Genomic DNA, 24650 nt, shown 5'->3' with positions numbered 1-24650 from the left:
CCTATTTTGTGTTCAAGGGCGAAAATTGACGCTTGCAAATTCCAACGAAGCCGTCGCAATATCGCAGCCTTCGAGACTGGAAATACCAATAAATCTAGAGGATTGCCCAAATGCCTGTCATCAATCGCGTCGCCGAAATGCAGGATCAGGTTGCAGAATGGAGACGCCATCTGCACGAGAATCCGGAGCTTCTCTACGACGTTCACTACACATCCGCCTTTGTTGCCGAGAAGCTGAAAGCCTTTGGTTGCGACGTGGTTGAGAGCGGCATCGGCAAGACGGGCGTCGTCGGCATCATCAAGGGCAGCCAGGGCGATGGCCCGGTTATCGGCTTCCGCGCCGACATGGATGCGCTGCCGATCCTTGAGACATCGGGCGTGCCGTGGGCTTCGAAAACGCCGGGCAAGGCGCATTCCTGCGGCCATGACGGACATACCGCAATGCTTCTGGGTGCGGCCCAGTATCTCGCCGAGACCCGCAATTTCAAGGGTTCCGTCGCTGTGATTTTCCAGCCGGCCGAAGAAGGCGGCGCGGGCGCGCTTGCCATGATCGAGGACGGCATGATGGACAAGTTTTCCATCAAGGAAGTCTACGGCATGCACAATGCACCGGCGCTCCCGGTCGGCAGTTTCTCGATCCGCAAGGGCGGCATCATGGCGGCGGCCGATACGTTCGAGATCACCATTTCCGGCCGTGGCAGCCATGCCGCCCAGCCGCATCTTTCGATCGACCCGGTACTGACCGCGTCGCACGTGGTGATCGCGCTACAGTCGGTCGTTTCGCGCGAGACGGATCCGCTCAAATCCCTCGTCGTCACCGTCGCTTCCATCCATGGCGGCCAGGCGAGCAACGTCATCCCGGCCTTCGTGACGCTGGCCGGCACCGTGCGCACGCTGCTGCCGGAAACGCGCGACTTTGCCCAAAAACGCCTGAAGGAAGTGGCCGAGGCGACCGCGATTGCACACGGCGCAACGGCCGAGGTCGTCTATAATCGCGGCTATCCGGTCACCTTCAACCACGACAACGAAACCGATTTTGCTGTAGGCATCGCCTCGAAAGTGGCGGGTCAGGGCAAGGTCGACGCCAATGCGGCACCGCATATGGGGGCTGAAGACTTTTCCTACATGCTGGAGCAGCGGCCGGGTGCCTTCATCTTCCTCGGCAATGGCGATACCGCCAATCTTCACAATGCGGCCTACGACTTTAACGACGAGGCCATTCCCTATGGCGTGAGCTACTGGGTTTCGCTTGCCGAAACGGCGCTCGCCGCCTGATCGTATCCTCTTCCGACCGGCCCCTCGCGATGCCGCCACCAGTCGCGACGGGGCCGCCCAAATCAAGGAAACATGCATGCTGCTTTCCGGACCTGCGATGGAACAGTCTGGCGGATCGGTCACTCCGGTCCTGTCTGTGAAGAACCTGACGACGTCGTTCAAGGTGAACGACGAATGGAAGACGGTTGTGCGCAACATCTCGTTCGATGTGGCACCGCGCGAGACGGTTGCGATCGTGGGCGAAAGCGGCTCCGGCAAATCGGTGACGTCGCTGTCGATCATGCGGCTGTTGCAGAAGAATTCGAGCCGGATCGAGGGGCAGGTCTTTCTTCAGGGCAAGGAGCTTCTGGCCCTGCCGGAGGAGGAGATGCGGCGCGTGCGCGGCAACGACATCTCGATGATCTTCCAGGAGCCAATGACCTCGCTCAATCCGATCTTCCCGATCGGAAAGCAGATCGCCGAGGCGCTGACGGTTCACACCAACATCTCCAAGGCCGAGGCAAAGGCGGAGGTGATACGGCTTCTCGAAAAAGTCCGCATCCCCAATGCCAAGAGCCGGTTCGACGAATATCCGCACCAGTTTTCCGGCGGCATGCGCCAGCGCGTAATGATCGCCATGGCGCTTGCGGCCAAGCCGAAGCTTCTGATTGCCGACGAGCCGACGACGGCGCTGGACGTGACGATCCAGGGGCAGATCCTCGATCTCATCAAGATGCTGCAGGAAGAAGAGGGCATGTCGGTCCTGTTCATCACCCATGACATGGGCGTGGTGGCGGAAGTGGCCGACCGGACGATCGTGATGTTCCGCGGCGATGCGGTGGAAACCGGGCAGACCGGCGACATCTTCCATCGCGGCCAGCATGCCTATACGCGCGCACTTCTGTCGGCGGTGCCGAGGCTCGGTTCGATGGGTCAGAGCAAGCTGCCGATGCGGTTTCCGCTGATCGACGTCAATACGGGCGAACAGCAGGTTCTCGGCGAAGTGTTCGACACGGTCGCCAAGGGCAAGACGCCGATCCTCGACGTGAAGGATCTGACGACGCGGTTCGACATCCATTCCGGCCTTCTCGGGCGGAAGTCCGGGGCCGTGCATGCGGTGGAAAAGGTCTCGTTCGATCTCTATGCCGGCGAAACGCTTGCGCTGGTGGGTGAATCCGGTTGCGGCAAGTCGACCACCGGACGGTCCGTGACGCGGCTGATCACGCCGACCAGCGGCACCGTGCAGGTGGACGGCTACGACGTGATGAGCCTCGATCAGCATGCGCTTCGAACCATGCGCCGGTCGATCCAGATGGTGTTCCAGGATCCGTTCGCTTCCTTGAACCCGCGCATGAGCGTGGGGTCTGCCGTCGCCGAACCGTTTATCGAGCACAAGCTCGGCACCAAGGCGCAGGCGCGCGAAAAGGCGGCGAACCTTCTCGAAAAGGTTGGACTTTCGGCCGACATGATGCGGCGCTTCCCGCACGAGTTTTCCGGCGGCCAGCGGCAGCGCATCGCGATCGCCAGGGCTTTGATGCTCGATCCGAAGGTGATCGTTGCCGACGAAGCGGTGTCGGCGCTCGACGTGTCGATCAAGGCGCAGGTCTGCAACCTGCTGCTCGACCTGCAGCAGTCTCTGAACCTCGCCTTCCTGTTCATCTCCCACGACATGGCCGTGGTGGAACGGGTAAGCCACCGGGTGGCGGTGATGTATCTGGGCGAAATCGTCGAGATCGGCCCGCGGGCGGCGGTGTTTGAAAATCCGCAGCATCCCTACACGAAGAAGCTGATGTCGGCAGTGCCGGTGCCGGATCCCTCGCGGCGCAGGATCAAGCGCAACCTTTCTACCGAAGAGATCAAGAGCCCGATCCGGTCTGTCGATTTCGTGCCGCCGGTGCGGGAATATCGCGAAGTCGGCGCAGGCCACGTCGTGCAGGTGGCCTGACGGCGGACGGCCCGGAACGAACGCGAATGCGGCGCCAACCGGGGCGCCGCATTCGCATCTATCATTTGTCGGATTTCGCGATCTGAAGTATGATGGCTGCATGAGCGACAGGGATGATATCCGCCAGCGCACACTGGAAGCAGCGCATCTGCAGACGATCGAGGGCAACCCTCTCGACGCTGACGATATAGCCATGTTCGAGATGTTCGATCGGGAGGGGTTTTCCGTCGAACAGCAGCTCGATTATGTGCGCCGAGACTTGAGGCGGCGAGCAGACTTGGACGCTCAAGAACAGGCGCCAGCGGCGTCCAGCCGATGATCCGCACCCCCGATGAGTGACGATCCTTACGTCTATCCGGGGACCAGGCTGCTACGAAACAAGTTCGATATTCGTGATGCAGCCGAGCTGGACTTTGCAGAACGTCGATTTTCCACCATCCGCAGCCGCCAAAACATTCCCGTGGGTGATTTCGACCTGAAGCATCTACGGGCCATCCACCGTCATCTCTTTCAGGATATGTACGACTGGGCGGGCGAGATCCGGACGGTGGAGATTTCCAAAGGGTCGAGCCAGTTCCAGTTCCTGCAGTATATCGAGACCGGCATGGCCGATGTGCATCGACGCATCAAGGCGGGCAGGTATCTGCGTGGTCTCCAGAGATCGGAATTTGCCGCAAAAGTCGCGCCGATCATTGGTGATGTGAACTATGTCCATCCGTTCCGCGAGGGCAATGGGCGCACGCAGGCACATTATCTGAAACAGCTTTGCGGACAGGCCGGACATTGGCTCGATCTGACGAAAATCGATCCCGCAGGTTGGATCGAGGCTTCGAAACAGGCGCAGATTAGCAATTATCAAATGATGGAGACCGTCCTCTCCGAGGCTTTGGGCAAAAGCTCTCCCTAAGGGCATGGTTTCCCCATCGCCATTTGACAGCCCCTCAAAAAACATGTCAGCAAATCGACCAGAGGAGATTTACTGCCATGGCTAAGCGGAGTGACACCCAAGGCCGGCTCGACGATGCTGCGCGCGCGGGCTGGCTCTATTACGTCGCGGGGAGGACCCAGGACGAGATCGCCAATGCCATGGGCATTTCCCGCCAGTCGGCCCAGCGGCTCGTGTCGCTTGCGGTTGCCGAGCGGTTGATCAAGGTCCGGCTCGATCATCCGATCTCCGCTTGTCTCGAACTCGCTGAAGGGCTGCGCAAGAAATACGATCTCAAGCATGCGGAAATCGTGCCGAGCGATCCGGGGGGCAGTTCATCCACGGTCGGTATCGCCGAAGCGGGCGCGGGCGAGATCGAGCGCTGGCTGAAACGGCCGGATCCGATCATCATTGCGGTTGGGACAGGTCGGACGCTGAAAGCCGCTGTCGATCAGCTGCCGCCGATGGAATGCCCGCAGCACCGTATCGTGTCGCTGACCGGCAATATCGGGCCGGACGGGTCGGCCGCCTATTACAACGTCATCTTCTCGATGGCCGATGCCATCAAGGCGCGGCACTTTCCGATGCCGCTGCCGGTCCTTTGTGCCTCCATCGAGGAGCGCGACACGCTGCATGACCAGGCGCTCGTGCGCTCGACACTTGCGCTCGGGGCACAAGCCGACGTCACCTTTGTCGGGATCGGCGAACTCGGCGTCGATGCGCCGCTCTGCGTCGACGGATTTCTGGAGCGCGACGAAATGGTGTCGCTGGTCGATCGCGGTGCCGCGGGCGAAATTTGCGGCTGGATCTACGATCAGCAGGGTGAGTTGCTCGACAATGCCGTCAACGGCCGGGTGGCCTCCGTGCCGATCCCGTCGCGCGAGACCTGCTGTGTCATTGGCATTGCCCAAGGCAAGAAGAAGTGGGTCGCCATGCGCGCAGCCCTGAAAGGCGGACTGCTCAACGGCATCATCACCGACGAGGCCGCAGCGCGGTATCTGCTTACTGCCTAAGCGCGGCAGATAGAATTCTGCCTGAAATTTCAGTGAATTGTCGCTTTCGGTTGCATCGCAGCGATGAATTCCCATTGACTTGCGCTAGCTTTATGTGGGTAATTGCCCATGAGCAAAGCGAATGCTCGCATTCCATCTTCTCGGGAGGAAGATATGACTATGAAAACTATTCTGCTGGGCGCCTGCTCAGCTCTGGCCTTTGTGGCCACGACTGCATCTGCCGAAACCCTCACCATTGCGACAGTCAACAACGGCGACATGGTCCGCATGCAGGGCCTGACGTCCGAGTTCACCAAGGCGAACCCGGACATCCAGGTCGAGTGGGTCACGCTCGAAGAAAACGTCCTGCGCGAACGCGTGACGACGGATATCGCGGCCGGTGGCGGCCAGTACGATATCGTCACGATCGGCAACTACGAAGTTCCGATCTGGGCCAAGCAGAAGTGGCTTCTGCCGCTCGAAGGTCTCGGCGACAAGTACGACATGGACGACCTGCTGCCGGCGATCCGCGGTGGTCTTTCGGTTGAAAACAAGCTCTATGCGGCACCGTTCTACGGCGAATCCGCCATGATCATGTACCGCAAGGACCTGTTCGAAAAAGCCGGCCTGAAAATGCCGGAAACCCCGACCTGGGAATTCATCGCTGACGCTGCCAAGAAGATGACCGACCGCAAGGCCGACATCAGCGGCATGTGCCTTCGTGGCAAGGCCGGCTGGGGCGAGAACATGGCCTTCGTTTCGGCGCTGACCAACTCGTTCGGCGGACGCTGGTTCGACGAAAACTGGAAGCCGCAGTTCGATCAGCCGGAATGGAAGGCAGCACTTACCTTCTACGCCGACATGATGAAGAATTCCGGCCCGTCGGGCGCTTCTTCCAACGGCTTCAACGAAAACCTGACGCTGTTCCAGCAGGGCAAGTGCGGCATGTGGATCGACGCGACCGTCGCTGCATCGTTCGTATCGAACCCGAAGGACTCCAAGGTTGCCGACAAGGTCGGTTATGCGCTCTTCCCAAGCAAGGAAGGCGTTGCCAACCACGGCAACTGGCTGTGGTCCTGGAACCTTGCCGTTCCGGCATCGTCCAAGAAGGCTGAATCGGCTCAGAAGTTCATCTCCTGGGCAACCAGCAAGGAATACACGACGCTTGTTGCTGCCAAGGAAGGCTGGGCCAACGTTCCTCCGGGCACGCGCACCTCGCTCTACAAGAACGCGGACTATCAGAAGGCCGCTGCCTTCGCAGCTCCGACGCTTGCTGCCATGGACGCTGCCGACATCACCAAGCCAACGGTCAAGCCGGTTCCTTATACCGGTGGCCAGTTCGTCGCGATCCCTGAATTCCAGGCTCTCGGCACCACTGTCGGTCAGTTGTTCTCGGCTGTCATCGCCGGCCAGTCCACGGTCGATGACGCTCTTGCCGCCGCTCAGGCAACGGCAACCCGCGACATGACCCGCGCCGGTTACATCAAGTAAGCTTAGTCAAGACACTGCTGTCCGGCATCCGTGCCGGGCAGCAGATCACAGGATGACGATTGGATGCTGAACTGCATCTCGCTGTTCCAGCACGCTACCCTATAAAAACAAGATCATGCCTTCGCGTCCTCCTCTGGCCGCGTGCGGCGCGCTTACCTCCGGGGAGGGGCCTCAAAGATGGCAACGCAAAATACCAAGACGTTGGCACGCCTGATGATGGCGCCCTCCGTCATCGTTCTTTTGGTCTGGATGGCCGTACCGCTCGCAATGACGCTGTACTACTCGTTCCAGAACTACAACCTGCTGACGCCGCAGAACGTGAGCTTCGCAGGCTTCTTCAATTATCAGTATTTCTACACCGATCCGGCCTTCTTCCAGTCGATCTGGAACACGATGCTGCTGGTGCTCGGCGTGCTCGGCATTACCGTCATCGGCGGTGTCGCGATCGCGCTTCTGCTCGACCAGCCGATCTTCGGCCAGGGTATCGTGCGCATCCTGGTGATCTCGCCGTTCTTCGTGATGCCGCCGGTGGCCGCGCTGATCTGGAAGAACATGATCATGCATCCGGGCTACGGCGTGTTGGCGGATCTTGCCCGGTTCTTCGGGGTTCAGCCGATCGACTGGTTTGCCCAGTATCCGCTGTTTGCGGTCATCATCATCGTTGCCTGGCAATGGTTGCCGTTTGCGACGCTCATCCTTTTGACGGCGCTTCAGTCGCTCGACAGCGAGCAGCGCGAAGCCGCCGAAATGGATGGCGCCAACTTCTTCAACCGCTTCATCTACCTGACGCTGCCGCATCTTTCGCGCGCGATCACGGTCGTCATCCTGATCCAGACGATCTTCCTGCTCGGCATCTACGCTGAAATCCTGGTCACCACCAATGGCGGCCCGGGCTATGCGTCCACCAACCTCACCTTCCTCATCTACCGCACCGCACGTCTCGGCTATGACGTCGGCGGGGGTGCAGCGGGTGGTATCATCGCCGTCGTCCTTGCCAATATCGTCGCCTTCTTCCTGATGCGCGCCGTCGGCAAGAACCTGGACAAGTAGGAGGAACGATCATGGCTCGCAAAGTAACAACCGGAGCGAAGATCGGCTGGACAATCCTGGCCTGGGTCGTCGCACTCCTGATCTTCTTCCCGATCCTCTACGCGCTGATCACCAGCCTGAAGACGGAGCAGGAAGCGATCGCCGGCTTCAGCCTGATCCCATCGGGCACGCTTGAGAACTACATCACGGTGCAGACGCAGCGCGACTATTTCAAGCCGTTCATGAACTCGGTGATCCTGTCGGTCGGCTCCACCATCCTCGCGCTGATCATCGCGATCCCCGGGGCCTGGGCGATGGCGTTCGCGCCCGGCAAGCGTACCAAGGACATCCTGATGTGGATGCTGTCGACCAAGATGATGCCGGCCGTGGCGGTGCTGCTGCCAATCTTCATCCTGTTCCGCAACTTCGGCCTGCTCGACAGCCGCATCGGCCTCACCATCATGCTGACGCTGATCAACCTGCCGATCGTGGTGTGGATGCTCTACACATACTTCCGCGAAATTCCGGGCGAAATCCTGGAAGCGGCACGGATGGACGGCGCCAACCTGTGGAAGGAAATCGTCTACGTGCTGACGCCGATGGCGGTTCCCGGCATCGCCTCGACGCTGCTCCTCAACATCATCCTTGCCTGGAACGAAGCGTTCTGGACGATCCAGCTGACCACGACAAACGCGGCTCCGCTCACGGCCTTTATCGCCTCCTTCTCCTCGCCGCAGGGTCTGTTCTGGGCAAAGCTTTCGGCGGCCTCGACCATGGCCATCGCGCCGATCCTCATCCTCGGCTGGTTCAGCCAGAAGCAACTCGTTCGCGGCCTCACGTTTGGCGCGGTTAAGTAAGGATCACTCTTATGGGCAGCATTACTCTTTCCAAAGTCTCGAAGACGTTCGGCGAAGCCAAGGTCATCCCGTCGATCGATCTCGAAATCAACGACGGCGAGTTCGTCGTGTTCGTCGGACCTTCGGGTTGCGGCAAGTCCACGCTTCTGCGTCTCATTGCGGGGCTTGAAGACGTGACCGGCGGCCAGATCAAGATCGATGGTCGCGACGTGACGGACGCGGCTCCGGCCGAGCGCGGGCTTGCGATGGTGTTCCAGTCCTACGCGCTCTATCCGCATATGAGCGTGCGCAAGAACATCGCCTTCCCGCTGAAGATGGCGAAGATGGAACAGTCGGCGATCGACAAGAAGGTCGCCGATGCGGCGCACATCCTCAACCTCACCGATTATCTCGAGCGTCGCCCCGGTCAGCTGTCGGGCGGCCAGCGCCAGCGCGTGGCGATCGGCCGTGCGATCGTGCGCGAACCTTCGGCCTTCCTGTTCGACGAGCCGCTCTCCAACCTCGATGCGGCGCTGCGCGGCACGATGCGTCTGGAGATCAGCGACCTGCACAACCAGCTGAAGACCACGATGGTCTACGTTACGCACGACCAGATCGAAGCCATGACCATGGCCGACAAGATCGTGGTGCTCAACCGCGGCAATATCGAGCAGGTCGGTTCGCCGCTCGAGCTCTACAAGTCGCCGCGCAATCTGTTTGTCGCAGGCTTTATCGGTTCGCCGAAGATGAACCTGCTCGAAGGCGATTACGCCAAGGCAAAGAACGGCAAGACCGTGGGCGTTCGTCCCGAACATATCGGGCTTTCCAAGGACAGCGGTCTGTGGACCGGCCGGGTTTCGGTTGCCGAACATCTGGGCGCCGACACGTTCCTGCATCTCGACGTTGATGGTATCGGCCCGATCACGGCGCGTGCCGGCGGCGAGTTCGGCGCGAGCTACGGCGACACGGTCTACCTGACGCCGGATGAAACCAAACTGCATCGCTTCGACGACAAGGGTCTTGCGATCCGGGCCTGAATGATCCCAAAGGCCTGAACAGCAGGCCAATCGGAGTATGAGAAAATGACTGTGAAGCTTTCGTTGGCAACTCTCAAGGATGCCGCAGCGACCGCTGGCGTGCCCGCCTACGATCCGAAGACGCTCTCCCCCGGCATCGTGCATTTCGGCGTCGGCAACTTCCACCGCGCCCACCAGGCGATCTACCTGGACGACCTGTTCAACATCGGCAAGGGCCATGACTGGGCCATCATCGGTGCCGGCGTGATGCCGTCCGATGCGGCCATGCGCGACAAGCTGAAGGCGCAGGATTTCCTCACCACCGTCGTGGAGCAGGACAACAACAAGACCGGTGCCCGTGTGACCGCGCCGATGATCGACATCATTGCGCCTGACGACAAGCAGGCGCTGATCGAGAAGCTGGCCGATCCGACCATCCGCATCGTCTCCATGACGATCACCGAGGGCGGCTATTTCATCGACGCGTCCGGCCATTTCAACCCGGCCCATCCGGCTATGGTCGAAGACGGCAGCAACCCGGATGCGCCGAAGTCGGTGTTCGGGCTGATCCTTGCCGGCCTCAAGCTTCGCCGTTCGCGCGGCCTTGCGCCGTTCACGATCATGTCCTGCGACAACATTCCGGGCAACGGCCACGTGACGGAAAACACCGTCGTTGGTCTCGCCAAGCTGTCGGATCCGGATTTTGCGACCTGGATCCACGACAATGTCGCCTTCCCGAATTCGATGGTCGACCGCATCACGCCGGCCACCGGTCCGCGCGAAGTCGATATCCTCAAGAATGACTACAATATCGACGATAACTGGCCGGTATTCTGCGAAGAGTTCAAGCAGTGGGTGATGGAAGATCATTTCCCGCTCGGCCGTCCGGCGCTTGAAGAAGTCGGCGTTCAGTTCGTGCCCGACGTCGCGCCCTACGAGCTGATGAAGCTGCGCATCCTCAACGGCGGCCATGCGACGATCGCTTATCCCGGCGAGTTGCTGGACATCCATTTCGTGCACGAGGCAATGGAGCATCCGCTGATCCGGGCCTTCCTTGCAAAGCTCGAGAAGGAAGAGATCATCCCGATCGTGCCGCCGGTTCCAGATACGAGCCTCGACGACTATTTCGACCTGATCGAGCACCGCTTCCTCAACCCGAAGATTGGCGACACCATTCCGCGCCTGGCGCAGGACGGTTCCAACCGCCAGCCGAAGTTCATCCTGCCATCGACCCGCGACCGGCTGGACCAGGGTCTCGACATCGTCGGCCTTTCGCTTGTGTCGGCGCTGTGGTGCCGTTATTTTGCGGGCACGTCGGATAGCGGTCGCCAGATCGTGTTCAACGATACGAGTGCCGAGAAACTGCAGGCGGCCGCGATCAAGGCCAAGGACGATCCGGATGCGTTTCTCGTGTTCGACGAGATCTTCGGCGAAGTCTCGACGTCGGACCTGTTCCGCAAGCGGTTCGCGCATGCGCTGAAGACGCTCTGGACGGAGGGCACGGCCAAGACGCTGCAGCTCTATCTCGACGACCAGCTCGTCAAGGATTGAGGTGGACACCGTGACGGGAATTAGCGCAATCAAACCACGCCATCTCGTGATCTTCGATTGCGACGGCGTCCTCGTCGACAGCGAGCCGCTGTCGGTGCGGGTTCTGGTGGCTGCGCTCAACCGCCACGGTATCGAAATGGCCGAGGAGGAAGCCTATGAGCGCTTCCTCGGCCGCAGCCTGGCGACCATGCGCCAGGTCATGGACGAGGAATACGGTTTCCACACCGGGCCGGAATTTCTGGACGGCATGCGCACCGATCTCTACAGCCTGTTCAAGGCCGAGCTGAAGCCGATCCCCGGCATTGCCGAAACGCTCGAGGCGCTCGGGCTTCAAGCCTGCGTCGCATCCTCCAGCAATCCCGACCGCATCCGGCTGTCGCTGACGATCACCGGCCTGATCGACAAGCTCGATCCCCATATCTTTAGCGCCACAATGGTGAAGAACGGCAAGCCCGCGCCGGACCTCTTCCTGCTGGCAGCAAGCGAAATGGGGTTCGCGCCGGAAGATTGCATCGTCATTGAAGACAGCCCCGCGGGCATCGAGGCGGCCCAGCGGGCGGGCATGGCGTCATTCGCCTTTACCGGCGGATCGCACACCCACACTTCCGGATACCGTGACCGGATCGAGGCGCTATCGCCCGACGTCGTGTTTGACGCGATGCCGGATTTGCTCCACCTTGTCCAAAAATATATCGAGGATCGCAACGGTTCGGTTTCCGCAAACACCTGAAGCTCGGCTTTCAGGCTGGCGGGACGCGACGGGGACAGTCTGCGCGACTTACAGGGACAGGAAACAAATCGGGATGCGTGATTTTCTCGTTGCGGTCGATATCGGCACGGCAAGCGCCCGTGCCGGCGTGTTCGGCCGCGACGGAACGCTGATTGCGAAATCCAAACATCCGATCCTGATGTTCCGCCCGCGGGATAAGCACGCCGAACATTCCTCCGAAGACATCTGGTCCGCAACCTGCATCTCCGTGAAAGCGGCGTTGGCCGAGGCTGGGATTTCTGCATCCCAGGTGGCGGCCATCGGCTTTGACGCGACTTGCTCGCTTGTGGCGCGGGACCGCGACGGCGCACCGCTGAGCGTATCTGTCAGCGGCAACGCGCATCAGGATACGATTGTCTGGCACGACCACCGGGCGATCAGTCAGGCGGAGACGCTGTCAAGAAGCGGCCATGCGGTGCTCGATTTCGCCGGGGGATCGATCTCGCCGGAAATGGAAATGCCCAAGCTGATGTGGCTGAAGCAGAACCTTCCAGACAGCTGGAGCCGGGCCGGTTATTTCTTCGATCTTGCCGATTTCCTGACCTGGAAAGCCACAGGTTCCGCGTCGCGTTCGCGCTGCACGCTGACGGCCAAATGGAATTACCTGGCGCATGAGACGCCGGGCTGGAGCGCGGATTATCTGGCGCTTGCCGGGCTCGACGACCTTATTGAGAAGGGCGGTCTGCCGGACGATACGATCGGTGTCGGCGGCTCGATCGGACCGCTCAGCGAAAAGGCGGCGGCCGAACTTGGCCTCGATACCGGCGTTCAGGTCGCGCCGGGAATGATCGACGCTTACGCGGGTGCCTATGGCGTGCTTGGCGGTGTTGGGGCGAAAAGCTTTCCAGGCTCGTCGCTGGAGACGAGCGTTGCCCTGATCGGGGGTACATCGAGCTGCATCGTCGCCTTCACCAGGGAGCCGAAACCCGGTCGCAGCCTTTGGGGCCCATATTACGAGGCGGTACTGCCCGACCATTGGCTGGTCGAAGGCGGACAGTCGGCGGCGGGCGCGCTGCTCGATCATATCGTCATGATGCACGCAGCCGGCGGCGAGCCGACCACCGATCTGCATGAGAGAATCATTGCCCGAGTCGGCGAGATGCGTGCGGCGGCGGGCGGCGAGGAGATCGCGCCGGATCTGCACATTCTGCCGGATTTTCACGGCAACCGGTCGCCGCTTGCGGACCCGCATGCGACCGGCGTCATCAGCGGATTGACGCTCGATACGTCCTTCGACGGGCTTTGCCGCCGCTATTGGCGGACCTGCGTGTCGATCGCGCTCGGCATCCGTCATATTCTCGATGCGATGGCTGACTTTGGTTACCGGTTCGAGACGCTGCACGTGACCGGCGGGCATGTGAACAACCCGCTGCTGGTGGAACTCTATGCGGATGTCACGGGCTGCAAGGTGGTCATCCCGCACAACCGCGATGCGGTTCTGCTCGGAACGGCCATGGCTGCCGCGGTTGCGGGCGGTCTGCATGGCTCGTTGCTTGATGCCGGACATGCGATGAACAGCGGTGGCAGCGAGCGGCTACCCAGCACGGGACGAGACCTTTATGAGCGCGACTACCGGCGGTTCCTCGCGATGATCCGTCACCGCGAAGAGCTGCGGTCGCTGGACTAAGCTGCAACTCATCCCGAAAGCTGATCCGCCTCGACGATGCGCTCTCCCTTTTCACCGCCGATTGCCGCATCCAGCAGAACTTTTGCCACCACATGGGCCGGGCTGATGCGCAGCCGTCGCGGCAGGATGGGATGGGCGATCTTCAGCGCCATGCTTGCAAGCCGTTCGCCGAGCCGGAATTCGCTGCGATCGCCATCCAGAAGGCCGGGCCTGACGATGGTGAGCGTGGAAAAGCCGATGGCGCGGATGGCAGCTTCAAGCTCGCCCTTGGTACGCAGGTAAAGCAGGCTGGACTTCGAATTGGCGCCGGTGGACGAGACGAGCGAGAAACGGGTTGCACCTCGTTCATGCGCGCGCCGGGCCGCACCGAGCGGCGTGGCATAATCCACCAGACGGAAGGCCTCGTCCGATCCCGCCTTTGCCCGCGTGGTGCCGAGCGCCGAAATGACCGCGTCGACGGTCCACCAGTCCGCCTCGGGCAGACCGCTGCTGAGATCGGTGATGGGATTTTCGAGCTTCGGATGGGCCGGCAAGGCGGTCGGAGGCAGCGGCCGGCGGGTGGGCGCGACGACGCGGGTGACCCGGTCGTCCTTGAGCGCCAGTTCGAGGACGTGGCCGCCGACTAATCCGGTCGCGCCAAGGAGCAGCAGGCTTGTCATGCGGATCTCCGTCACTACCACGCCCGGTGCGGGTGTCTGCCGGTGAGTATACGATTCTCGCGGCCAGATTCCTATATCCACCGGCGCTTGTTCCAGGGCGATGGTTGACCTACATGCTGCGGGCCTAACCTGGAGACGCCGATGATCCTCGACGCCGCACGCCTATCGCTGGTCAACCTGTTTGCGCCCGAGACGAGATCGGCCTTCTGGAAGACGCTGGGGCTGACATTCCTGATCCTGATCGGGTTGTGGTTCGGCTTGCGCGAGCTTTTCGCGCTCTATCTCTGGCCCTGGTTTGCCGCCTTCTTTCCGGATGTGCCGGATTGGACGGGATGGCTGACGCTGTTTGCGGCGATCGCGGCCGGGATCGGGCTGGCGCTCGTGCTTGCCTTGCTGATCGCGCCGATCACCGCGCTGATTGCGGGCCTGTTTCTCGACGACGTGGCGGCGGTGATCGAGAAGCGCGACTATCCCGGTGATGTGCCGGGCCGGGAAATGCCGCTCGGTCAGGCGATCCTCGGGTCGATCCAGTTTCTCGGCATCGTCATCATCGGCAATGTCATCGCGTTGCTGCTGCTGTTCATTCCCGGCGTCAACCTGATCGCCTTCTTCCTGGTGAACGGGTATCTGCTGGGGCGCGAGTTCTTCGAGTTCGCCGCGATGCGGTTCCGGCCGCCGGCAGAGGCGCGGGCTTTCCGCTCGAAGCATTCCTCTACCGTGTTCGTGGCGGGCCTGCTGATCGCCGGCTTCCTGGCGATCCCCTTCATCAACCTGCTGACGCCGCTGTTTGCGGCCGGGCTGATGGTGCATCTGCACAAGAAGGTATCGAAGCGCGACCCGTCCTTCCGGCTTCAGACGCCGATCACCTGAGGCGGTAGCTCGACCAGCGGTGCTGGGATGGGACAGGTCTTTTCGGGCGACCGACAAAGGTCGGCGATGACGCAGTGCTCGCATTCGGGCTTGCGCGCCTTGCAGGTGTAGCGACCGTGCAGGATCAGCCAGTGATGGGCGTGGAACAGATACTGGTCGGGAATGACCTTCAGGAACTGCTCCTCGACCTCATCCGGCGTTTTACCGGGCGCCATCAGGCAGCGGTTGCCGATGCGAAACACGTGGGTATCGACGGCAAGCGTCGGGATGCCGAAGGCCATGGACATCACCACATTGGCCGTCTTGCGGCCGACGCCCGGCAGGCGCACCAGGTCCTCGCGTGTGCTTGGCACCTCGGATCCGAACTCGTCGATCAGCATGCGACAGAGCGCGATGACGTTCTTGGCCTTGTTGCGGTAGAGCCCGATCGTCCTGATATGGGCGATGACGCCGTCCTCGCCGAGCGCCAGCATCTTTTCCGGCGTGTCGGCAATCTTGAACAGTTCGCGGGTCGCCTTGTTGACGCCTGCGTCGGTTGCCTGCGCCGACAGCGCCACGGCGACCACGAGCGTAAACGGATTGACGTGCTCGAGCTCGCCCTTCGGCTCCGGCCGCTGCACCGAGAAGCGGCGGAAGATCTCCACCATTTCGTCAGGCGTATAGGCCGGCTTGAAGCGTTTCGGCTTCCGGCCTTTGGTGGTGCTGCTTTTTGTCGCCGGGGTTTTCGTGGATTTGATTTTCGCAAGGGCCATGACACTGTATAGTCTCGCCCCATGACGGAAATCAACGCGCAGCCGATGGATGAGAAACCGGTCTTTGCGGCCGAACTGACGCCCTATCGGTCGCTCGGCCGACGCGGGTTTTTCGTCGTGCTGTCGATATCGGGTGCCGTCTGCCTGTTCTACGGCCTTTTCTTCCTGGCGACCGGCGCTTGGCCGATCGGGCTGTTTCTCGGTTTTGATTTCCTGCTTCTCTATGGCGCGCTGAAACTCAGCTACCGTTCCGGCCGGCAGCGCGAGGAAGTCACGGTGTCGAGGACCAATCTGTCGATCCGGAAATTTTCTCCAACGGGGCGGATGGTGGAGCATCGCTACAACCCGTTTTGGGCGCGATTCAATGTCAGCAGGCACGAGGAATTCGGGATTACGGCGATGCAGGTCTCGGGTGAGGGACGGCAGACCGAAATCGGTTCGTTTCTGAACCCGGACGATCGTGAGAGCTTTGCGAGGGCATTTCGCGGAGCGCTTGCGACCGTCACGAGACGGTTGTGATCCTGTCAAGAAACGGGTGGCTCTGATGGGATCGAGCGTGCATCTATAGGGCACAGGGAGATTGCCATGAACGCTCTTGCTTCGCTTTCCAGGCCCGACATGTCCGCACCCGGCATCGACGTGACGCCTGATGGCTTCGACTACGAGACGGTGCGGCGTGTCATCGAGATGCTGACGCTCGATTATCGCGCGCAGCCTTCGCTCGAAACGATCGCGGCCGAACTTGGCCAGTCGCCGACGCAGCTGCAAAAGGTGTTCACCCGTTGGGCGGGCCTATCGCCCAAGGCGTTCCTGCAGGCGGTGACGCTCGATCATGCCAAGCGGCTGCTCGGCCAGGAAGGTCTGCCGCTTCTGGAGACGTCCTATGAACTCGGACTGTCGGGACCCGGCCGGCTGCACGATCTGTTCGTGACCCATGAGGCGATGTCGCCGGGCGAATGGAAGGGAAGGGGCGCGGGTCTGACGATCCGCTACGGGTTCCACCCGTCGCCATTCGGCATGGCGCTGGTCATGGCGACGGAGCGTGGGCTTTCGGGCCTGGCGTTTTCCGATCTCGGCGGTGAAAAGCCGGCCTTCGAGGACATGGTGCGGCGCTGGCCGAATGCGGCCTATGTCGAGGACAGTGAAGCGACTGCCCCCTATATCGGCCGCATCTTCGACCGGGGCCAATGGACGGCCGACCGGCCGCTCAATGTCGTTCTGATCGGCACTGATTTTCAGCTGAAAGTGTGGCAAAGCCTGTTGAAGATCCCGTTCGGCAAGGCGGTCACCTATTCCGCCGTCGCCTCGGACATCGGCCAGCCGACGGCAAGCCGGGCAGTGGGTGCCGCAATCGGCGCCAACCCGATCTCCTTCGTCGTGCCCTGCCACCGGGCTGTGGCGAAGAACGGGGCTTTGACCGGGTATCACTGGGGTCTGACCCGCAAGCGGGCGATCCTGGGCTGGGAGACAGGCAACGCCTGAGCCGCACAGTCCGCCCGACAACTTGCCGTCCTTCAGGTGCGTGTCAGCAAACAGGCCGAAATGATTGCCATCCTGCACTTAAACGGACGGCAGCATGGAACAGTCACGCGTCAGAAGCTGGTTTCGCATGGGAGTCTCGGCGATTTTCGCTGCCGCTCTGGGTTTGGGGGGCTATCTCGGGTATCTGCAGCTCAGCGGCAATTTCCATACGGTGATCGACGGCGAGCTCTACCGGTCTGCCCAGCCGGGTGCCGCCGATATCGAGACCTATGCAAAGACCTACGGCATCCGCACCATCGTCAACTTGCGCGGTGAGGACGACAAGGCCGAATGGTATGCCGAGGAGGTCTCCGCCGCAAAAAGGCTTGGCCTGACGCATCTCGATTTCCGGATGTCGGCTTCCAGGCAGTTGAGCGAAGCTGAGGCGGACCGGCTTGTCACGATGATGCGGGACGCACCGAAGCCGATCCTGATCCATTGCCGCTCGGGTTCCGACCGCACCGGCCTTGCCGCCGGACTTTACAGCAGCGAGATCGCCGGCATGTCCGAAGAGATCGCCGAGCGCCAGCTTTCCCTCTACTTCGGCCATATCGGCATTCCGGTCATCTCGTCGGCCTATGCCATGGACAGGACATGGGAGCGGCTCGAGCACCATTCCTGGCGCGACAGGATTGCATTGCTGACAACGGATATCGACCTCTGACGTCGTTGCGGCCGAGGCTGGGAAACTCTGCCGGCAGTTGGCGGGTCGTGCCCAATGCGCTAGGATCTAGGCCAGTTCCAAGGAGCCATCATGCCACCATGCAACGTCGTTCTGACAGAGCACCACCAGCAGGTGATCGCGCGGCTTCTGGAAACGGGACGCTATCAGAACGCCAGCGAAATCGTGGGCGATGCACTGCGGCTTATCGAGCAGCGTGAAGCGCTGGATGGGGCAAAACTCGCGCTATTGCAGAGCGCCGCAGCGACCGGTTTCGACGACCTAGAAAACGGCCGTTTTGCCGATGTGCCGGTGACCGGGCTGGAGCAATTCATTGCCGGTCTTGGCGACACGCCGAACCAACGTTAGTGGGTATGGCGACAGTCCGCTTTTCCGCGACTGCCCAGGCCGACATCACCAAGATCATTGCCTATACGGATGAGAACTTCGGACGCGGCGCAAGGCGCCGTGACGAACAGCTTCTCGTGACTGCCTTTCGCGATTTGTCGCAAGACCGGACCCGGGTTCAATCGATAGGGCGGAGCTTGGGTTAGGCATACGCAGCTTCCATCTCAGGCGTAGCCGGACGAGGGCTAAGCACGCAAGCGGACTGGTCGTGCAGCCCCGCCACTTCATTCTCTATCGGTATCTTGAATTGTCGCTTATCGGGATCGGTCGCGTGCTTCATGACGCTGTCGATCTCGAAAGGCACCTCCCGTCAGCATTCGACGATGAAAGCAGGCGGTCCTAATCCACCTCCGCCAGCCGCAGCAGCTCCACTGCGGCGGTTTCGTCGGTGATGAGGGTGTTGCAGCCGATGCGGCGGATGGTGGCGCGGATGGCGATGGCGCGGTGTGTGCCGCCGGAGGAGAGGACGATGTGTTTTGCCTTGGCGAGCGTATCGAGGTCGACAGACATCACCCGCTCGTTGAGCTTCTGATCGACGGACCGGCCTTCCTCGTCGAGGAAATTGAACATCGTGTCGCAGACGCAGCCGGCGGCGATCAGCCGCTCGAGTTCGGTGGCTGAAATGAACCCCTCCGACAGCGAGGTCGAATGCGGGCCGATATCACCGCAGCTGACGACGGCGAGATCGAGGTTCTCGGCGAGGTCATAGACGGCGTCTAGGCCGCATTTGTCGATCAGAGCCCGTTTGGTGGCGACGCTGTCGACCAGAAGCGGGGCGAGGAACATGAAGCATTCGGCGCCCAGCTGGCCGGCAAAGCGCCAGGTGAAGTCGATCGGGTTGGTCTGGTGGACAGCGACGATGCCGCCCAGCAGCGAGACGACCTTGCAGCGTTCGCGACGGGGCGGGCGGAAGCTCGAAAGCGCTGCCGTCATCGTGCGGCCCCAGCCAACGCCGATCGTCATGTCGTTCTGGATTGCTTCCGACAGGAACTGGCCGAGCGCCAGACCGACGGCGCCGGCCAGCGCATCGGCGCTGTTGTCGCGCGGGGCGGGCACCACGACCGCCTCATCCAGTCCGTAGGCGCGTTCCAGCTTGGTCGCCAGCTCGACGCAGGTGTCGATGCCTTCCGAGATCCAGATCTGCACTTCGGAGCGTTTCATTGCCTCGTCGAGCAGGCGGATGACGGTCGAGCGACTGATGCCGAGCCGCTCGGCTACCTCCTTCTGAGTCAGGCCCTGGTTGTAGTAGAGCCAGGCAGCGCGAAGCCGCAGGGAGGACGCTTCCGAATATGCGGTGTGGGTATCGCGTCTCAGCTTGGCCAAATTCTGATGTCCTTTTTCATTCAGGACCATAGGGCTGACGTGAAACATATGTCAATTGTGAAGGACAAATGTCTTGACTTCTTTACCCTGAAGGGTTGTTATCCGGTCAACAGCGATCCAGAAACCATACGACGCCCCGAGCGTTTGTATTCGCTCAACAAGGATTTATTCGGATGACGTCGAAACTAGAGCAGCTTCGTTCCATGACAACGGTCGTCGCCGACACGGGCGACATCGAGGCGGTGACCCGCCTCAAGCCGGTCGATTGCACCACCAACCCGTCGATCGTTCTAAAGGCGATCGGTTCGCCGGCATTTGCCGACACGTTCCAGGAAACGGTTGCCTGGGGCCGCAAACAGGGCGGCAGCGACGACGCGATCACGGTTGCCGTGGCTGACAAGCTGGCGATCGACGTGGGCGCGGCACTTGCGGGGATTGTCCCCGGCCGTGTTTCGACCGAAGTCGACGCCGACCTTTCCTTCGACACCGAAGGTTCGATCACCAAGGCGCACAAGATCATCGCAGCCTACAGGGATCGCGGCATCGAGCGCGAACGCATCCTGATCAAGCTGGCATCGACCTGGGAAGGCATCAAGGCCGCCGAAGTTCTGCAGGCCGAAGGGATCGACTGCAACCTGACGCTTCTGTTCAGCCACGCCCAGGCCGTTGCCTGCGCGGACGCCAAGGCGTTCCTGATCTCGCCCTTTGTCGGGCGCATTCTCGATTGGTACAAGAAGTCGACCGGTGAAGACTACACGTCCGAGACCGATCCGGGCGTCGTCTCGGTGCGTTCGATCTACAATTACTACAAGGCGAACGGCATCTCGACGATCGTCATGGGCGCCTCGTTCCGCAATGTCGGCGAGATCGAAGCTCTTGCCGGTTGCGACCGCCTGACGATTTCGCCGAACCTGCTCGACGAGCTCGACAAGGCTGAAGGCACGCTGGAGCGCAAGCTTTCGCCTGAAAAGTTCGAGCCGGCCGCGCCGATCAAGATGGACGAAAAGACCTTCCGCTGGATGCTCAACGAAGACCAGATGGCGACCGAAAAGCTTTCGGACGGTATCCGGGCGTTCAACAAGGATCTCGGCGCGCTTCGCGAGCTCGTGAAGAAGGAACTGGTCCGCGCCGCGGCCTGATTTCCTCAACGTTTTCCAATGACAAGGCCCGCCTCGTGCGGGTCTTTTTCGTTTTCCTAATGTGCACGGCCGAGGCACAGGGTTAACCGAACGTTTAGCCGGAACTCCTAGATCTTTCAGCCTACAAATCACTTTGAAGCTGGAGCGCATCGATGGCTGGGATTCCTTTTGGCCGTATCTTGTCCAACGCCGCCGTGATCAAGGCCCTCAACCGGTCGCAGGCGATCATCGAATTCGACCTGAAGGGCATCATACTCGATGCCAACGAAAACTTCTGCAATGCGCTCGGCTACCGCCTGGACGAGATCGTCGGCAGGCATCACAGCATGTTCGTCGATCCGGCCGATGCAGCTTCCTCAGATTACGCGGCGTTCTGGGCACGGCTTTCCACAGGCGCGTTCGATCAGGGCAAATACAAACGCGTGGGCAAAGGCGGCCGCGAGATCTGGATCGAAGCCACCTACAATCCGATTCTGAAAGGCGGCAAGCCTTACAAGGTCGTGAAGTTTGCGACCGACATCACGGAAGCGCGCAAGCGGGCGCTCGAGGACCGGGGCAAGCTTGAGGCACTGTCGCGGGCGCAGGCGATCATCGAATTTTCGCCGACAGGCAAGATTCTCAACGCCAACGACAATTTCTGTGCCGCCGTCGGCTACCGTCTCGATGAGATCGTCGGCAAGCACCATTCTATCTTCTGCGAACCCGACTATGCGCGCTCGCCGGACTATCAGGAGTTCTGGAAGAAGCTCGGACGCGGCACCTTTTCGGCCGATCAGTTCACCCGCATCACCAAGACCGGCGAGAAGATCTATATCCAGGCATCCTACAACCCGATCATCGACGACAGCGGACGGGTGTTCAAGGTCGTCAAGTTCGCAACGGATGTGAGCGAACGGGTAAGGGTGGTCAACGATCTCGGCACCGGACTTGCACGTCTCGCCGATTGCAATATCCAGCAGACGCTGGATACGCCCTTCATCGTGGAATTCGAGCCGCTGCGCCGGGACTTCAACGCCTCGATCGGGGCGTTCCAGAAGACGCTGATGGGGGTCCTGCAGCAGACTTCCAGCCTCAACGACAGCAGCCAGGACATGCAGGTGGCGGCCGACCAGCTGTCCGCCCGCACCAAGGAGCAGGCAGCGTCGCTTCGAGAAACGACGGCGGCGCTGGAGCAGGTGACGGAGACGGTAAGGTCCTCCAACACCAATGCGGAGGAAACCCGCAAGCTGGTCAAGGGGGCGCTGCAATCTGCGACCACGTCCTCCTGCGTGGTGCAGGAAACCATCACGGCGATGAAGCGGATCGAAGGCGCATCGTCCGAGATTACCAAGATCATCAGCGTGATCGACGAGATCGCGTTCCAGACCAATCTTCTGGCGCTCAATGCCGGCGTCGAGGCGGCCCGTGCGGGCGAGGCGGGCAAGGGCTTTGCGGTTGTGGCACAGGAGGTGCGTGAACTGGCGCAGCGTTCCGCCAAAGCCGCCAAGGAGATCAAGGGACTGATCGAGAATTCCGGCCGGCAGGTCACGGAGGGCGTGCGCCTTGTCGACGCGACGGGCGCCGCGCTGCACGAGATCGAACGGTTTGTCGCCTCGATCGACCAGAATGTCCAGTCGCTGGCCACTGCGGCGCAGGAACAGTCGGGTGGCCTGTCCGACATCAACCAGACGGTTTCGCAGCTCGACCGGATGACGCAGCAGAACGCGGCGATGGTGGAGCACACGACCGGCATCAGCCGCCAGCTTGCAAGCGGCGCGGCTCTGTTGTCGGAACTGGTCGGACATTTCAAGCTCAACAGGCGCGGCGAAATGCGCGAAACGGGTTCACCGCGTGCCGGCGGCGGACGCAGGGCCGCTTGACGCAACAGCGAGCGACGACCGGTGGAGAGGCCCGCGTCATGCGGGCCTTTTGTCGTCTGAAGGTCAGGCATGATGGGCGATGTGCCGGCCGGAGCGTGGATGCGCTTCGGGAGCCTCATTCCGGGACAGGCGTTGGGCGAAGGAAAAGCCCAGGCTTAAAGCTTCTTCAATCAGAGTAGCGCAGACTGCGGCTTGAGTATTCCATGTCTTGTTGTGCGTGATGGGGTGATGATGCCGGAGTTCGGCGCGTGAAGATCCGGCTATCGAAGAAGCTGCTCGCGGTCGTCGGCGGTGTTTCCGTGCTCTGCGCCGGCAGCGGCGCGGCGGCCGTGTTCGTGGGCAAAGAAAAGTTTTTCGGCCCGTCCTACGCCGATCTCAACGGCCTGACCTGTTCGGTGTTGCAGACGTTCACGACCAAGCGCGACGGACGCACCTGGGTGCGCCGCTATGTGAATGCCGACGAGGTTGCCTCGGCGGATGGCGTTGGTGACGGCATGGCCCGCATCCGCACCGCATTGCGCGTGGCAAAATCCATCCAGGAGAAGGAAAAGGCCGACATCGTCCAGGTGGCGATGGTCTCCAAGGCAGGTCCGAAGGACCGTGCCGAAATGCGCGGCCGCATGATTGGCGCGCAGGTCGTCTACATTCCAGATGTTTCCAAGGCACCTGATGGCGCAGCGCGGGAACCCTATTCCGCATTCTATGTCGAGGGTGCTGCGACGTCCAAGGGCGAGTATTACGGCCAGCGCATCGACATGCCGCTCGCCGATATCGAGCATCTCGAAGCAAGTCTCACCGACAAGACCGATTGTATCGACCCCGTGGCGATTGCCGCGGCCGAGGCTGCTGCCGCAGAAGGACACGGCGCGGCCAAGGGGCATGACAAGAAGCCTGCCAAGGGGCATGAACCTACCGGACATGGCGAAGCCTCCGGTGGGCATGACGCGCCAGCCGCTGACGGAGCGGCGCCGGCAGCCGAGCACGGCAGCGCGCCTGCGGAAGGACATGGCGAGGCAGCGGCCTCGGGCCATGGCGAGGGCGGGGAACCTGCCGCCAAGGAAAGCGGCGGTCTCCTGAGTTCGGTGACCGGCCTGATCTTCGGTTCGAAAGAGGAAGCAGCGCCTGCCGCCGCCGCGCATGCGCCGGACGGCGAGGGGCACGCTGCACCGCAAGGCGGCGAGCATCCAATCGACTCGAAGCAGGATGGTCATGCACCAGCTCCAGCCGCAGCGGGGGATGACACAGCCGAGGGTTCGAAAGAGCATGCCGCAAAGGGTGAGCCTATCTCTGCGCCGGCAGAAACACCTGCACCGACCGAAGAGAAGAGTTTTGTCTCTTCCATGAAGGAGATGCTCTTCGGTTCCAGTGACAAGGCTCCGGACGCGGCGCCGGATGCCACACATGACGAAGTCTCGGCAGAGCCGGCTTCGCCAAAGACCGAGCCCGCGCCAGAGCCCCGCACCTCTGCCGAGGGCGGCAAGCGCTGGTCGAAGCAGGATGGCAGCGACGAGATCCGTTCCGGCGGGCCTTCAGCAAGCGACGCCGCACATGACGACAAGGCCGCTGAACCAGCCGCTACGGTCGCGTCGGATCAGCCGGGCGCGGCAGCAGGCGGGTCCAATGCCGCGGATGCGGCCGGTGCTGCGTGGCTTGAGAAGCTGCGGGCGCAACAGGCTGGTTCGGCCAGCAAGCCCTAGTCAAAAAACAACCTATCGGTTGCTCCATCGTCCAGAGAGGCCCTTGCCATCGAGCCCCGTTGGCGCGGCGGGGCGGGGACAGCATGTTGGCTGTTGCTGCGTATGGTCGGAACTTGCGAGAAGATCCACTAATCCTCTGCCCGTTTCAGGGAGAGGAGTCAGGCTGCTGACAAAGGTTTTATCAAACAACTCTTGATGTCACTTTGGAACCGATGCGGTTCGCAACCTCCCCTCATCCTCGCACTTTTGGCGGGGATCCCGTCAGCTCAAGTCCTTGAGCTGAGAGAGTCTTTGACCCGACGGACGTCGTGTCGCTGGCTCCCCGCC

General features: G+C 61.5%; 23 protein-coding genes. 20 read left to right on the top strand and 3 right to left on the bottom strand.

All coding sequences use genetic code 11. The features are described from left to right. Nucleotides 1–110 precede the first annotated feature (110 nt). The 12 genes from ACQY1K_RS14285 (at nt 111) to ACQY1K_RS14230 (ending at nt 13434) form a co-directional block, all read left to right on the top strand. The gene (locus ACQY1K_RS14285) at nt 111–1274 is read left to right on the top strand and encodes a M20 aminoacylase family protein (RefSeq protein WP_430251032.1); all 1164 of its coding nucleotides are present in this window, start codon (nt 111–113) and stop codon (nt 1272–1274) included. Nucleotides 1275–1350: 76 nt separating this feature from the next. After that, nucleotides 1351–3198, top strand: a complete 1848-nt coding sequence (locus tag ACQY1K_RS14280) for an ABC transporter ATP-binding protein (RefSeq protein ID WP_192077696.1) — start codon at nt 1351–1353, stop codon at nt 3196–3198. 100 nt (nt 3199–3298) lie between these two features. Then, a complete protein-coding gene (locus ACQY1K_RS14275; RefSeq protein WP_430251033.1) occupies nt 3299–3517 on the top strand; it encodes a hypothetical protein in 219 nt (72 codons plus the stop codon). A 12-nt stretch (nt 3518–3529) separates the two neighbouring features. Next, entirely contained in the window at nt 3530–4105 is a 576-nt protein-coding gene (locus ACQY1K_RS14270; RefSeq protein ID WP_430257659.1) for a Fic/DOC family protein, read from the top strand. Between the two features lie 77 nt (nt 4106–4182). Next, a complete protein-coding gene (locus ACQY1K_RS14265) occupies nt 4183–5136 on the top strand; it encodes a sugar-binding transcriptional regulator (RefSeq protein ID WP_113167285.1) in 954 nt (317 codons plus the stop codon). A gap of 153 nt (nt 5137–5289) precedes the next feature. Further along, nucleotides 5290–6606, top strand: coding sequence for an ABC transporter substrate-binding protein (locus tag ACQY1K_RS14260; RefSeq protein WP_092659665.1), 1317 nt, complete (start codon nt 5290–5292; stop codon nt 6604–6606). Nucleotides 6607–6783: 177 nt separating this feature from the next. Further along, nucleotides 6784–7656 (top strand): carbohydrate ABC transporter permease, encoded by an 873-nt coding sequence (locus tag ACQY1K_RS14255; protein WP_062461269.1) that lies wholly within the window; start codon nt 6784–6786, stop codon nt 7654–7656. A gap of 11 nt (nt 7657–7667) precedes the next feature. Further along, a complete protein-coding gene (locus tag ACQY1K_RS14250) occupies nt 7668–8492 on the top strand; it encodes a carbohydrate ABC transporter permease (RefSeq protein WP_062461266.1) in 825 nt (274 codons plus the stop codon). Between the two features lie 11 nt (nt 8493–8503). Continuing rightward, nucleotides 8504–9508: an ABC transporter ATP-binding protein gene (locus ACQY1K_RS14245; protein ID WP_113111924.1), complete on the top strand. Its 1005-nt coding sequence runs from the start codon at nt 8504–8506 to the stop codon at nt 9506–9508. Between the two features lie 45 nt (nt 9509–9553). Next, on the top strand, nt 9554–11038 hold the full coding sequence (locus ACQY1K_RS14240; protein ID WP_113111923.1) for a mannitol dehydrogenase family protein: 1485 nt from the start codon (nt 9554–9556) through the stop codon (nt 11036–11038). A gap of 10 nt (nt 11039–11048) precedes the next feature. Continuing rightward, the gene (locus ACQY1K_RS14235; protein ID WP_430257658.1) at nt 11049–11768 is read left to right on the top strand and encodes an HAD family hydrolase; all 720 of its coding nucleotides are present in this window, start codon (nt 11049–11051) and stop codon (nt 11766–11768) included. Between the two features lie 73 nt (nt 11769–11841). Next, nucleotides 11842–13434: an FGGY-family carbohydrate kinase gene (locus ACQY1K_RS14230; RefSeq protein ID WP_430257657.1), complete on the top strand. Its 1593-nt coding sequence runs from the start codon at nt 11842–11844 to the stop codon at nt 13432–13434. A gap of 8 nt (nt 13435–13442) precedes the next feature. Here the strand turns inward: ACQY1K_RS14230 and ACQY1K_RS14225 are convergent, their stop codons facing one another. After that, a complete protein-coding gene (locus ACQY1K_RS14225) occupies nt 13443–14093 on the bottom strand; it encodes an NAD(P)H-binding protein (protein WP_430257656.1) in 651 nt (216 codons plus the stop codon). 141 nt (nt 14094–14234) lie between these two features. Between ACQY1K_RS14225 and ACQY1K_RS14220 the strand changes: the two genes are divergently transcribed. Further along, nucleotides 14235–14963 carry a sulfate transporter family protein gene (locus ACQY1K_RS14220; protein WP_430257655.1) on the top strand — a complete coding sequence of 243 codons (729 nt, stop codon included), beginning with the start codon at nt 14235–14237 and terminating at the stop codon, nt 14961–14963. Here ACQY1K_RS14220 and nth read toward each other — a convergent pair. Next, the gene (nth, locus tag ACQY1K_RS14215; RefSeq protein ID WP_430257654.1) at nt 14945–15715 is read right to left on the bottom strand and encodes an endonuclease III; all 771 of its coding nucleotides are present in this window, start codon (nt 15713–15715) and stop codon (nt 14945–14947) included. The two genes, ACQY1K_RS14220 and nth, sit on opposite strands and share 19 nt — an antisense overlap. A 21-nt stretch (nt 15716–15736) precedes the next feature. Here nth and ACQY1K_RS14210 point away from each other — a divergent pair, with 21 nt between their 5' ends. From ACQY1K_RS14210 to ACQY1K_RS14195, 4 genes are all read left to right on the top strand, one after another. After that, a complete protein-coding gene (locus ACQY1K_RS14210; protein ID WP_062582056.1) occupies nt 15737–16234 on the top strand; it encodes a DUF2244 domain-containing protein in 498 nt (165 codons plus the stop codon). 66 nt (nt 16235–16300) lie between these two features. Beyond that, nucleotides 16301–17197 carry a methylated-DNA--[protein]-cysteine S-methyltransferase gene (locus ACQY1K_RS14205; protein WP_430257653.1) on the top strand — a complete coding sequence of 299 codons (897 nt, stop codon included), beginning with the start codon at nt 16301–16303 and terminating at the stop codon, nt 17195–17197. 94 nt (nt 17198–17291) lie between these two features. Then, entirely contained in the window at nt 17292–17900 is a 609-nt protein-coding gene (locus tag ACQY1K_RS14200) for a dual specificity protein phosphatase family protein (RefSeq protein ID WP_430257652.1), read from the top strand. 90 nt (nt 17901–17990) lie between these two features. Then, nucleotides 17991–18266, top strand: coding sequence for a ribbon-helix-helix domain-containing protein (locus ACQY1K_RS14195; protein WP_430257651.1), 276 nt, complete (start codon nt 17991–17993; stop codon nt 18264–18266). Between the two features lie 378 nt (nt 18267–18644). On the opposite strand, the gene ACQY1K_RS14190 is transcribed toward ACQY1K_RS14195, so the two are convergent. Continuing rightward, nucleotides 18645–19628 carry a sugar-binding transcriptional regulator gene (locus tag ACQY1K_RS14190; RefSeq protein ID WP_092659685.1) on the bottom strand — a complete coding sequence of 328 codons (984 nt, stop codon included), beginning with the start codon at nt 19626–19628 and terminating at the stop codon, nt 18645–18647. Between the two features lie 173 nt (nt 19629–19801). Here ACQY1K_RS14190 and tal point away from each other — a divergent pair, with 173 nt between their 5' ends. From tal to ACQY1K_RS14175, 3 genes are all read left to right on the top strand, one after another. Next, on the top strand, nt 19802–20767 hold the full coding sequence (gene tal, locus ACQY1K_RS14185; RefSeq protein ID WP_430254981.1) for a transaldolase: 966 nt from the start codon (nt 19802–19804) through the stop codon (nt 20765–20767). A gap of 152 nt (nt 20768–20919) precedes the next feature. Beyond that, on the top strand, nt 20920–22626 hold the full coding sequence (locus ACQY1K_RS14180) for a methyl-accepting chemotaxis protein (protein WP_430257650.1): 1707 nt from the start codon (nt 20920–20922) through the stop codon (nt 22624–22626). 248 nt (nt 22627–22874) lie between these two features. Then, entirely contained in the window at nt 22875–24323 is a 1449-nt protein-coding gene (locus ACQY1K_RS14175; protein WP_430257649.1) for a hypothetical protein, read from the top strand. The last annotated feature ends 327 nt before the right edge of the window (nt 24324–24650 follow it).

Origin of the sequence: Neorhizobium sp. IRS_2294 (genome assembly GCF_050500145.1) — a bacterium.
Lineage (GTDB): Bacteria > Pseudomonadota > Alphaproteobacteria > Rhizobiales > Rhizobiaceae > Neorhizobium > Neorhizobium soli.
This window is presented reverse-complemented; position numbering and strand designations above follow the sequence as displayed.